The sequence below is a fragment of the Myxococcus sp. AM011 genome, from assembly GCF_013372595.1.
Lineage (GTDB): Bacteria > Myxococcota > Myxococcia > Myxococcales > Myxococcaceae > Myxococcus > Myxococcus eversor.
On sequence record NZ_JABXEM010000317.1, the window covers coordinates 1 to 12,073 of the forward strand.

Annotated in this window: 8 protein-coding genes; 2 read left to right on the forward strand and 6 right to left on the reverse strand. The window is 71.5% G+C overall.

Annotation, left to right across the window (positions count from 1 at the left end):
* Both HUW62_RS41120 and HUW62_RS41125 read right to left on the reverse strand, forming a co-directional pair.
* On the reverse strand, positions 1 to 450 hold a 450-nt coding region (locus HUW62_RS41120), incomplete at its 3' end, for a YbhN family protein (RefSeq protein ID WP_176437540.1).
* A 54-nt stretch (positions 451 to 504) separates the two neighbouring features.
* Positions 505 to 963: a response regulator transcription factor gene (locus tag HUW62_RS41125; protein WP_163869508.1), complete on the reverse strand. Its 459-nt coding sequence runs from the start codon at positions 961 to 963 to the stop codon at positions 505 to 507.
* A 440-nt stretch (positions 964 to 1,403) separates the two neighbouring features.
* On the opposite strand from HUW62_RS41125, the gene HUW62_RS41130 reads away from it, so the two are divergent.
* Positions 1,404 to 2,897 carry a Do family serine endopeptidase gene (locus tag HUW62_RS41130; RefSeq protein ID WP_163869509.1) on the forward strand — a complete coding sequence of 498 codons (1,494 nt, stop codon included), beginning with the start codon at positions 1,404 to 1,406 and terminating at the stop codon, positions 2,895 to 2,897.
* 57 nt (positions 2,898 to 2,954) lie between these two features.
* On the opposite strand, the gene HUW62_RS41135 is transcribed toward HUW62_RS41130, so the two are convergent.
* Positions 2,955 to 3,305, reverse strand: coding sequence for a DUF1428 domain-containing protein (locus HUW62_RS41135; RefSeq protein WP_163869510.1), 351 nt, complete (start codon positions 3,303 to 3,305; stop codon positions 2,955 to 2,957).
* 107 nt (positions 3,306 to 3,412) lie between these two features.
* Positions 3,413 to 3,763: a hypothetical protein gene (locus HUW62_RS41140; RefSeq protein ID WP_163869511.1), complete on the reverse strand. Its 351-nt coding sequence runs from the start codon at positions 3,761 to 3,763 to the stop codon at positions 3,413 to 3,415.
* Between the two features lie 172 nt (positions 3,764 to 3,935).
* On the opposite strand from HUW62_RS41140, the gene HUW62_RS41145 reads away from it, so the two are divergent.
* A complete protein-coding gene (locus tag HUW62_RS41145) occupies positions 3,936 to 7,967 on the forward strand; it encodes a serine/threonine-protein kinase PknK (protein WP_163869512.1) in 4,032 nt (1,343 codons plus the stop codon).
* Positions 7,968 to 7,979: 12 nt separating this feature from the next.
* On the opposite strand, the gene HUW62_RS41150 is transcribed toward HUW62_RS41145, so the two are convergent.
* On the reverse strand, positions 7,980 to 9,779 hold the full coding sequence (locus HUW62_RS41150; protein ID WP_163869513.1) for an OPT family oligopeptide transporter: 1,800 nt from the start codon (positions 9,777 to 9,779) through the stop codon (positions 7,980 to 7,982).
* Positions 9,776 to 12,037 carry a PAS domain S-box protein gene (locus HUW62_RS41155; RefSeq protein ID WP_176437541.1) on the reverse strand — a complete coding sequence of 754 codons (2,262 nt, stop codon included), beginning with the start codon at positions 12,035 to 12,037 and terminating at the stop codon, positions 9,776 to 9,778. The genes HUW62_RS41150 and HUW62_RS41155 overlap by 4 nt, the downstream gene beginning before the upstream one ends.
* Positions 12,038 to 12,073: the final 36 nt, after the last annotated feature.

Here is a 12,073-nt window from a genome sequence, read left to right on the forward strand (position 1 = left end):
GTCCACCACCAGCGCCACGCCCGCCACCGCCAAGAGCCCCGCCCAGAATGTCAGCGCGTTGAACGTCCCCACCTGCGCCACGTCCAGCGCCGTCAGTCCTCGCGCCGAATACAGCCGGTAGCGCACGCCGCCCCCCGTGAGGAACGACATGCCGATGTTGTGTCCGAACGCGTACCCCACGAAGGACGTGAAGCCCACCTGCCGATACGGCAGCTTGCGCCCCAGGTGCCTCAGCGCCAGCACGTCATAGAGCGTCAACGCCAGGTAGTTGCACGCCGCGCACACCACCGCCAATGCGATGCGCCCGCGTGGAATCGACGCCAGCCCGCGGGCCACGGACTCCACATTCAGCTCGCGCAGCTCGTGGCGCATCACGAGGAAGGCCAACGTCAGCAGCACCAGGGGAAGCAGGGCGAGGAGCGCTCGCCTCAACCGGGTCGGAGAGAGCACCCTCCGACAGTGCGCACCTGCCTCCGTCCCCGCCCGCGTCGAGCAGGCAGGGGCTCAGCGGACCGGCGGGACGAGCGCCTCCGCCGTGGCGCACAAATCCTCCATCGCGAAGGGCTTGTCCAACACCCGCGCCGCGCCCAACAACTCCGCGTCGCGATGCACCTGCGCATCTCCAAACGCGGTGATGAGGATGACCGGCGTCGTCCAACCCTCGCGCCGCAGCCGCGCCACCACCTCCAGCCCCGAGTACCCAGGCATGCGCACGTCGGTGATGATGAGGTCCGGCACCAGCGTCTGGTCCGCCAGCAAGCCGTCGATGATGACCTGCACCAGGCCCGGACCATCCGCGGCTTCCACCACCTCATAGCCCTGGCGCTGGAGCGCCCTGCGCAACAACGCGCGCATCTCCGGCTGGTCCTCCGCGACGAGGACTCGCGGACGCTGCCCTCGCTCGGCATCCGGGAGCGGCCACGGCCGCGCTCCCGACTGCTCCTGCTCTTCGTCTGGCCCCATCAAGTTCGACTCCTTCCAGCGTGGTGGGCTGCCCGCCCTCCCGCCTTCCTCGTGGAAGTACGGAATGTGACGAGCGAGCCCGGGCAGAGCATTCGACGTGCCACTTCATTCCCCTGCGGAAGGAGGCACTTCGCCCCGGGGACATTTGCCCCGAGCGGGGCACTTTGCCCCGAGCTTCTTGCCCCGCTGCCCCCACGCTCAGAGGAGAGCACCCCGCGCGAAGCCCTGGCCCGGCACGTGCAAAAGGGTCTGGCATCGGTTCGGATGTGGGGACTCGCGGAACGAGCCCCGAGCAATGGCAGCCGTCGGGAGTCGGGGGACGACCAGCGGCAGACCTTTCCACCTCCAGGGGGAGCCATTCCGCGTCCTCCCCACATCTGAACCGATTCTCAAACACTCTTTCCTGACCGGACTGACTCCGGCCTCACGGAGAACGAACGATGGCCTGCTCGCTCCCCTCTCGCCGTTTCCTCGGTGCCCTGGCCCTCCTGCCCGCCGCGACGCTGGGCTTCGCGTGCGGACAAGCCCAGGCCCTGGGTTCTTCCAATTCCTCTCAAGCCACGGCCACCGTCGCCGCCACGACGATGGCCGCCGCCGCGACGCCCTCCGGCGCGCCCGTGCAGCCCGCGCGCTTCAACCCCGCGACCGTTGTCACCTCGCTGGCGCCGCTGGTCGATTCAGTGAAGGGCTCCGTCGTCTATGTGGAGGTGCAGGCCCGCCCCAAGCGCATGTCCGGCATGCAGGGCCTTCCGCCGGGCATGGCCGAGCGCTTCGGAATGATGCCGCCGGGCATGCAGGGCAACCCGCAGCCGCGCCAGGGCCTGGGCTCGGGCTTCGTCATCGACGCGACGGGCACCGTCCTCACCAACAACCATGTGGTGGAAGGCGCGGACACGGTGCGCGTGAAACTGGAGGATGGCCGCTCGTTCGACGCGGAGGTGCTCGGGAGAGACCCGCTCACCGACGTCGCGCTGCTCAAGCTCAAGGGCGCGCCGAACAACCTGCCCTTCGTGCCGCTGGGTGACTCGGACGCGGTGCGCGTGGGCGACGCGGTGATGGCCATCGGCAACCCGTTCGGCCTGGACTCCAGCGTCAGCGCCGGCATCCTCTCCGCGCGCGCTCGCGACATCCACTCCGGCCCGTACGACGACTTCCTCCAGACCGACGCCGCCATCAACCCCGGCAACTCCGGTGGGCCGCTCTTCAACATGAAGGGCGAAGTCGTCGGCATGAACACCGCCATCATCGGCGGCGCCAGTGGCATCGGCTTCGCGGTGCCCAGCAACCTCATCCGCGCGCTGCTACCGCAGCTCCAGGAGACGGGCGCGGTGCGCCGTGGCTACCTGGGCCTGGCCATCCAGGACCTCACGCCGGAGCTGGCGCGCGCCCTCAAGGTCGACGCCAACAAGGGCGCCGTCGTGGCCAACATCAGCCGAGGAGGCCCCGGAGACCGCGCGGGCCTCAAGGAAGAGGACATCATCACCTCCGTCGGAGGCCGCGCGGTGGATTCCGCCGGCACGCTCACCCGCGCGGTGGCGCTGCTCAAGCCCGACAGCCGCGTGAAGGTGGAGCTGGTGCGCGGCGGCAAGCCCATGACGCTGGACGTGACGCTCGGCACGCGTCCGGCCCAGCGCGGCGAAGAGGAAATCACGCCGCGCAACGCCTCCGCGCCGGCCACGCGCAAGCTGGGCATCAGCCTGCGAGACGCGGAGGGCGGCGGCGCTCAAATCATGGAGGTGGAGCCTGGCAGCCCCGCGGAGCGCGCGGGACTAATGCCCGGCATGGTGTTGACGCAGGTCGGTGACGGCAAGGTGTCCAACGCGTCCGACGCGTTCAACACCTTGACCTCCGCGAAGTCGGGCGCCGCGCTCCTGTTGCGCGTGCGAGCCCCGGACTCGGACTCCACGGTGCTTCGCGCCCTGGAGATTCCGTAGTCCCTCACGGTGTCCGGCGGGCCTTCCCTCCCACCCGCCGGACGCCGCTGAGGTTTGCTACAGCGAGACGATGGGCTTGAAGCCGCCGTACATCATCCGCTTCATGTCGAAGGGCATTTGCGTCATGTCGCTCAGGCGAGGGTCCGCCATGACCAGCTTGTTGATGCGATTGCGGTCGGCCTTCGTCTTGTAGACGATGAAGGAGAACACCACCGTCTCGCCCTCCTTGCGCTTCACGCTCCTGGCGAACAGGGCGAGCGGGCCTTCGGCGATATCATCCGCGACACATTCGGTGTACTGGAGCGCGCCGTGCTCACGCCAGATCTTGCCGGCCTTGCGAGCAATCTTGCGGTAGGCGGCGAGGTTCTTCGTGGGCAGCGGCAAGACGAATCCGTCGACGTAGGGCATGCCAACCTCCAGCAGCGAGATGAGCGGCCAGTCAACCACACCGCCCGTAGAAGCACTGGAAGCAACCTGTCGTCACGGCGAGATTCCGACACGTCGGCGACAGGCGCTCACGGCCCCGGGCGGAAGCGCAGCGCGCTCCAGACGGAGTCGATGGCCACCTGCCGCACGGTCTGGATGCCCTCCTTCTCCAGACGCCGGGCGAGGATGTCCCGGTTGAGGTCCGTGTCGAGCTGCCCCGCCTTCGGGTAGGCCACCCACGTGACTCGGTCCTCCTTCGCGGCGGCGATGACGGGCGCGGACTTCGTGTCCACGTCCTCCATCCGCGTCACGAAGAGCAACAGCGCCTCCGCCTTCACGGAGGACGTCGTCGCGACATCGTCCAGGTCGACCCCCTTCGGCTTGCCGATGACCCGGGCCTTCACGCCCTCCTTCAAGTTCAGCTTCTTCGCCAGGCTCATGAATGGGACCTCTCTCGATGGAAGCGGGCATGACAGCATCGCGCCCGGAGCGGGGCAATGAACATGCGTTCGCATGAGCAAGAGGCCCTGGAGTCCGGGTGATGCGCGACCGACCCCCGGGGTAACCGAGGGGTGTCCTGAATCCCCATTGCATTTGGCGTAGAGTTGCCGCGTGCCGCGCTGCCAGACATGTGGGCGGCGTTGGGAAGGCTCCCACGCGCCATGCCCGCCAAGCTCACCCGCCGAGGGCGCGGGACGTGCGACGTCCGTCGTCGAGCCAGCCCCGCTCCTCATCCCCGGCTATCGCGTGGAGGGGGTGCTGGCGCGCGGCGGCTTCGGCGTGCTCCTGGGCGCCCGGCGCGAGACGGACCAGCAGCGCGTGGCCATCAAGCTGGCCCGCACCGGCAATGCCCTGGCGCGCGCGCAGCTCGTCCGGGAGTCGGAGGCGCTGCGCACGCTGGGGCCGCCCACCGTGCCCGCGCTGTACGAGGTGGGCGTGCTCTCCGGAGGCATCCGCTTCCTCGTCATGGAGCACGTCCCGCTGCCCACCCTGGCGGAGCGACTGGCGCGCGCCGCGGGGCCCGTGCCGGCCCAGGAGCTGGCCTCCCTGGCGCTCTCGGTGGCGGACACCGTGGCCCTGGTGCATGCGCGGGGGCTCGCCCACTGTGACTTGAAGCCCGAGCACCTCTTCCTCAACGAGGACGGCGGCGGGCAGGTGCGCGTCTTCGACTTCGGCCTGGTGCGCGGCACCTCACTCCAGGAGGGCTCCGCCCTGCCCGGCGAGGGCGCGACGACGAGCGACTCGTCGGCCTTCGCCGGCACCGCGGAGTACATGGCGCCGGAGCAGTGCGCGGGCAACTCGGACGTGGACGCGCGCACGGACGTGTACGCGCTGGGCGTGCTGCTCTACGAGATGCTCACCGGCCGGCCGCCCTTCTTCGGCCCCACGCCAGAAGTGCTCCAGGCGCACCTGGCCCTGCGCCCGCCTCCCCCCTCCGACTTCGCGCCCGTGCCTCCCGCGCTGGAGGAAGTCGTGCTGCGCTGTCTGGCCAAGGAGCGCGCGCGCCGCCCCGAGGACGCCGCCGCGCTGGCCACCGCGCTGCGCGAGGCCTTCACCCATGCGCACCGGCCGTCCGAGCCCATCACGCCCAGGCCCGCCGCGCCCGGAGAGCCCCGCCCCGCGCAGGTGCGCCGCTCCGTCGCCGTGCTCTTCCTGACGTCCCGCGCCAACCCCGTCAGCCTGCAGAAGGGGCTCGCCTCCTACGGTGGGCACCTGGCCTTCACGGATGGGCCGCGCATCGCCGCCGTGTTCGACCCGGACGTGGGAGAGAACCCCGTGCGCCGGGCCATGCGCGCCGCCGAGGGACTGGCCGACCGGGGACTCGCCGCGAGCGCCCTCGTCGATGTGTCCGCCGTCACCGTGCAGCGCCGCCCCACCGGCACTCCGCGCTACCTGGGCGCCATCCTCTCTCGCGCGGACCGCTACCCCACCGGGCCGGAGACCCATGGCCTGCTGCTGTCCCCGGCCGCCGCGGAGGCCGTACCAGAGGTGCCATGCACCGAGGTGCCGGGCCACCCTGGCCTCCTGCGCCCCGCGTCTCCGGGCGCCGCGCCGCGTCCCGACATCACCGTGCTCCAATTGGGCAGCGAGGTGCTGGTGGGCCGCGAGGCGGAGCTGGCCTCGTTGGTGGACAGCGCCCGCGCGGCCGCGGGCGAGGCGACCCCCACCCTGGTCACCGTCCTGGGCGAACGAGGACTGGGCAAGAGCCACCTCGCCGCCGCGCTCGCGCGTGAACTCCAGATGCAGTTGCCACTGACTCGCATCTACACCACGCGCTCGCGCGAGCCCGTGCAGGGCGACCCGGACGGGACGCTGCGCACGCTCCTGCGCTGCGCCCTCAACGCCTTCGAGAGCGAGAACACGGACACGGAGGAGCAGGGCCGCGCGGCCATCATGCAGCGGCTGGGCCCCACGCTGGGCTCGGAGCTGTGGCCGGGCGTGGCCGCGACGCTGGGCTGGTACGCGCCGGGCGGGCCGGAGCTGCAGAGCTGGGCGGCCGCGCCGGGCGCGCTGCGCTCCCTGGCCATGCGCGCCACCGGAGAGCTGCTGGCCACCACCGCCCGCGAGCGCCCGCTGTGCCTGGTCATCGACGACGCGCACTTCGCCGAGGAGACGGCGCTGGACGCGCTGGAGTACGCGTGCCTCGCCGAGGCGAGCGTGCCCATCTGGGTGTGCGTGCTCGCGCGCCCGGGGTTCGAGAAGAGTCGCCCCTTGTGGGGTGCTCGCGCGGCGCGGCAGTCCACGGTGTCCCTGCGCGCGCTGGGCGCGGAGCAGGCGCAGGAGCTGTGCCGCATGCTCCTCAAGCCGGTGGAGAACGTGCCGGCGCAGGCGGTGGAGCGCATCGTCGAGCGCGCCCAGCACGTGCCGCTCTACATGGTGGAGCTGGTGCGCGGCCTCAAGCGCCAGGGGCTCGTCCGCCAGCGCGCCCCGGGTGGCAGTTGGTACCTCGTCACCGACGGCGTGGAGAAGGTGCCCGAGCTGCGGCTGGTGGAGTGGCTGGCGGACCGCGAGCTGGGGGCGCTGCCGCCGACGCTGGCCGCGCACGCCCGGCTGTGCGCCCTCTTGGGGACGGACTTCACCGCCGCCACGGCGGAGGGCGTGGTGCGGGAGCTGGAGCGAGACGGCGCCGCCGGAGGCTTCCCGCTGGACGCGGGCCATGCGACGCGCAGGTTGCTCGACTCCGGCCTCTTGGTGTCGCACCGGCTGGAGGGCCTGAGCTTCCGCAACGAGCTCCTGCGCGACGCGGTCGCCGCCACGCTTCCCGCCGCCGAGCGCGAGCGCATCCACCTCGCCGCGTACCGTTACTTCCTGGGCCCCACGGGCGCCAGCGAGCGCCAGCGGCTGCCCCGTCTGGCGCTGCACGCCGCCGCCGCGGACCTGCGCGACGAGGCCGCCGCGCTCTCCATCGACCTGGCCGAGTCCGCGCGCGGACGCCACGCGTTCCTCGACGCGGAGGCCATGTACACGCGCGCGCTGGAGCTGCTGGACAGCTCCGACGAGCTGCGCTGCCTCACCTCGCTGCGAGGACGGGGGCTGATGCGCATCCGCATCGGCAGGTATGACGACTCGCTGGCGGACTTCGCCGCCGCCCGGGAGCGGGCGCGCCGGCTGGGCGACACGCGCACGGAGGTGGAGCTGCTGCTGGACGAGGCCATGGCCCTGGACTGGGTGAATGACTATCCCGCCAGCGAGGCCCGCGCGCTGGAGGCCCAGGCGATGTCGGCCCGCGTGGGCTCCGCCTATGTGCAGGGGCGCCTGCTGCTCGCGGTGGGCCGCGCGCTGTTCCGCAAGGGCGAGTGGCAGGAGGCCCGCGAGCCCCTGGAGGCGGCGGCGGAGATTGCCCGGCGCCTGGGTGACGCGGGCTACGAGACGCAGGTGGTGTCCCAGCTCCTGCTCGCGGTGATGCTCCCCAACCTGGGGGACATCGACGAGACGGACCGCGTGCTGACGGAGGTCATCGCCGCGTGCTCGGAGCGGGGCGACTTGTTCCACCTGGGCAGCGCCATCAACAACCGCCGCAACCTGTGGGTGGCCCGGCGGGATTTGGCCAACGCGCTGAAGGACCAGGAGCGCTTCATGCACCTGGGACGCGAGCTGGGCATGGTGGGCTGGGAGTACTTCGCCGAGCACAACCTGGGCGAACTGCACTACCAGGCTGGAGACGTCGACGCGGCCACGCCGCACATCACCCGGGCGATTGCGCTGGAGCGCAGGCACCCGGAGGTGGCGCCCCGTCCGTGGGCCCTGCTGCTCCAGGCGCGCACCATGGCGTGGCTCGGGCGACAGGCGCGGGCCCGCGAGCTGCTCGCGCAGGTGCGGCAGGTGTTGGCGGAGGGCCGCAACGGCGTGGAGCTGAGCCCTTCGGAGGAGGTGCTCTTCGCCATGGTGGAGCTGGCCACGCGCGACGCCACGGCGGAGGCATGGAACACGCTGAAGGAGTGGTCCGCCCAGGTCTCCGTGGAGCAGGAGCCGCTCGAGGTGCTGGAGATGATGGGGCTGGCGGCGCTGCGCCGGGGTGAGCGCGAGGAGGCCATCCGCATCCTGACGGACGCGCTCCAGCTCGCCTCGCGACTGCCCAACCTCATGGAGGCGCGCATCCGCCGCTCGCTGGAGCGCGCACGGGAGAGCGTCCCTCCAGTGTGAAGCCGTCGGGTGCTACGCCATGAAGCCCAGAAGTTTCAACGCACCGATGAGCACGCCCACGAGCGACTCCGCGGCAATCGCCCCCGCCGCCAGCGCGGGCACGTTGCGCACCGTCGCCTGAGGCCAGCGCCACCGCGCCACCGCCGCCAGCGCGCCGCCCAGGCACAGCGTCACCGCGAAGTAGGCGGGCAGGATGAAGCCAATCCCCATCGCCACCGGTGAAGGCATCCACCGCGCCGCCCCACCCCGCGAAAGCACCGTCAAGAGCGCGCCCACGACCGCCGCCACGCCGCCCGCCAGCGCCGCGTTCGGCGGCAGGCCCGAGAGCCCCTTCACCGCCAGCTCCGCCACCGCGCGGAACTGATGGGAGAACGGCGCCGGCAGCGCCTCCGAGCCCAGCCCATACGCCCGCGTCAGCAGCAGGTACGCCGGCACGCTCACCAGCGAGCCCGCGAGCACCCCCACCAACTGTGCCCCGAGCATCCGCCCTGGCGAGGCCCCCAGGAGGTGCCCCGCCTTGAGCGCCCACATGCTCACGCCCGTCTGGGCCGCCGCGCCGGACACCACGCCACCCACCGCGATGTTGGGCGCCACCGCGCCAGGCAGCAGCACACCCGCCGCCACCTGGGAGAGCTGCCCCACCTGCGTCACCGGCGAGACATCCACCTGCCCCGCGCCCCGCGCGCACACCGCGCACAAGGGCAGCAGCACCACCAGCGCCAGCAGCACCTGCGGCACGCTCATCCCGAACAGGCCCACGCCCAACGCCAACGTCAACACGCCCGCCGCGCCGCCACACAGCCACGCCCACCGGGGAAGCACGCCACTCCACTTCAGTGAGCCCACGTCCTTCGCCGCGCCCCAGAAGTCACGCGCCTGCGCCGCGAGCGACACCACCGCCGAGCCCACCAAGAGCCCCACGCCGGGCCACGTGAGCCAGTTCAGGAGCGAGTCGTAGGTCGCCTCCTTCACCGCGCCCGTGCTCAAGAGCCACGGCGCCAGTGCGCCCCAGCCCACGAGCGCTCCCACCAGCATGCTCAGGCCCAGGTGCAGCCCCGCCATCATCCCCACGGCCAGCAGCATGGGGCTCGCCGCCAGCCCCCACGTCAGCGACGCCGTCGAAACGCCTCCCACCGAGCCCGGCGCCGCCACCATGCCCGGCAGCTTCTGGAGCACGTCCCGCACCACGGTGATTGCCGTGGACACCACCGCCGCCACCGCGAGCCACACGCCGCGCCCGCGATTCTCCTCGGGCTCCGAGGCGTGCATCGCGGTGATGAGCTCCGCCGTGGTGATTCCCGTGGGGAAGGCCAGCGCCTCCTCCTCCAGCAGCCGGCGCCGCAAGAGGTGCGCGGCCAGCACGCCGAGCACGCCCAGCGCCACGCTCCACACCGCCACCCCCACGCCGGGCAGGTCCAACCCCATCAACATCAGCGCGGGCAAGGGTCCCAAGAGCCCCGCCGCCGCCGGCATGGCCCCCACCGACACCGCCGCCACCTGCGTGAGGTTGTTCTCCAGCGGCGTGTACGGCGAGCCGCGCCTGCGCGACACCGCCGCCAGGCCACCGAAGCCCAGCACCGCCGCCGTGACGGAGCCGCTCTCCCACCAGCCCAGCTTCAACCCCATGGACACGTTGGTGACGGCCAGGAGCGCACCGACGACGAGCCCCATCCCCAGCGCGCGCACCGACCACTCCCGACGCTCGCGGACGGGGGACGGCGCGGACTCGGGAACCACCGACAGGCGGGCGTCGCTGGCGGACTCGGGGACGACGGGGGTGGAGGACACGAGGGCTTTCGGGGGACTGCTCATCTTCCCGCCTCCGCCGAACGTCCCACCAGCTCGCGGAGCTGCGTGAGGTCCAGCGGCTTCGAAATCTTCAGATTGGGAACCTCGCGCAGGAAGGACACCGTGCGCGGGGTGAAGGCGCCGCCCGTCATGAACACCATGCGGCCCGCCTGGTCCGGAACGATGCGTCCCAGCTCGTGGTACAGGTCCATGCCCGTCATCCCCGGCATCATCACGTCGCAGAGGATGAGGTCGAAGCGGCTGCCGTCATTGAGCAGTCGCAGCGCCGCCTGCGCGCTGTTCGCCGTGGCGACCTCGTGGTCCGACGCCAGCGAGCGCTGGAGCGCCAGCGTCACGTTCGGCTCATCGTCCACGACGAGGATGCGCGCCCGCGCGTTGACGGCCACCACCGCCGTCAGCCGGGGCAATACCTCCAGCTCCCGCGTCGCCGCGCGCAGCACCACGCGGAAGGTGCTCCCCTTGCCCGGCTCGCTCTCCGCGTGGATGGAGCCACCCATGGACTCGATGATGCCGTGGCAGATGGACAACCCCAGCCCCGTGCCCACGCCCACCGGCTTGGTGGTGAAGAACGGGTCGAAGATGCGGTCCATGACCTCGGGCGACATGCCCATGCCCGTGTCGCGCACCTCCACCAGCACCCGGCCACGGTCTCCCGCGCGGATGACGACGCGGATTTCGTGCTCGTGCTCGGGCGAGCGGTCCTCCGGAATCGCCTGCGCCGCGTTGAGCAGCAGGTTGAGGAACACCTGGCACAGCCGCGACTCGCTGGCCTCCACCGGGGCCACCGGCTCGAACTCCGTCACCAGCCGCGCGCGGTGGCGGATGACGTTGTCCGCCATCTTGCACGCCAGCTCCACCGCGCGGCGCACGTCCACCGGCATCAGCCGCACCTCCTGCTCGCCCCGCGCGAAGACCTTCAGGTCTCGGACGATGGTGGCGATGCGCTCGGCGCCCTCCGTCGTCTCTCGCACCAACTGCTGGAGCGAGGCGATGGCCGCCGCGGGCACCTGGCTCTCCATCCGCTCCAATCCCTCGCGCACCAGGTGCAGGTTGACGAGCATGTAGGCCAGCGGGTTGTTGATTTCGTGCGCCACGCCCGCGCCCAAGGTGCCCACCGACGCCAACCGGTCCGCCACGACGAGGTGCGCCTGGAGCTGCTTTCGCTCCGACGTGTCGCGGTGGACCATGATGTTGGCAATCGTGCGCCCCTCGCTGTCGCGCAGCGGGACGACCACGGACTCGCACCAGCACGTGGTGCCGTCGCGCCGCTTGAACTCCAGCTCCCCCGTCCACCGCCCCTGCTTCTCCAGCGCCGCCAGCACCATGCCGGTGAGCCGGTCCGGCTCGTCCGGATGCAGCACGCGGAAGAGCGTCTGCCCCATGGCCTCCGACTTGTTGCGGCCGAACATCCGCTCCGCGCTGGCGTTCCAGTCGATGATGCCGCCGCCCAAATCCGTAATCACCACGCCGTCGTAGATGCTCTCGAAGATGAGCGCCTGGCGGTTCAGCTCCTGCTCGGCCTGCTTGCGCGCGGTGATGTCCATCACCGTGCCCGTCACCCGTGCGGGCATGCCGGACGCGTCGCACAGCACGTCACCCTTGCAGGAAATCCAGCGCCACCCGCTGCCCTGCGGCTCGATGCGGTAATCCACGTCCACCTGCGTCTTCTTCTCCAACGCGGTGGAGAGGGACTCGCGCACGCGCGGCAGGTCCGCGGGGTGCACCACCTCCTCCAGCTCCATGGCCCGACCGGACAGCTTGCCCACGGGCAGTCCGAGGAGCCGGTCCACGTGCTCGCTCCACGTCACCCGTCCGCTCTGCGCGTTCCAATCCCAGATGCCCACGCGCGCGGCGGACAGTGCCTGCCTGAGCTGCTCCTCGCGCTGCTCCAGCAGCTCCCGCTTGGAGAAGCGGAACACCGTGACGGTGCCAATCTGGAGCCGGTCGCCCTCTTGGAGCTCCGCCGTGGCGATGGGCGTGCCGTTGAGCAGCGTGCCGTTGGTCGACTCCAAATCCGTGACGTGGCAGCCCCCATCGGGCGAGCGGATGATGAGGGCATGCTTGCGCGAGACGCCGTGGTCGTCGATGCGCACCGTGGCCTCGGAGCCCCGGCCGATGATGTGCTCCCCCAGCTCCAGCCGGTACGCCTTGCCGATGGCGGCCGGCGTCGTCGTGCTGATGAGGATGAGGCAGGCCCCCGTCGAGGAAGGTGGCGCCAGCGCCATCCCGGCGCAGGTCGTGAGGTCATCCAGTGTCGTCATCAAGAGGCCCCCCGTCCCCCCCGCGCGGCGTCCATC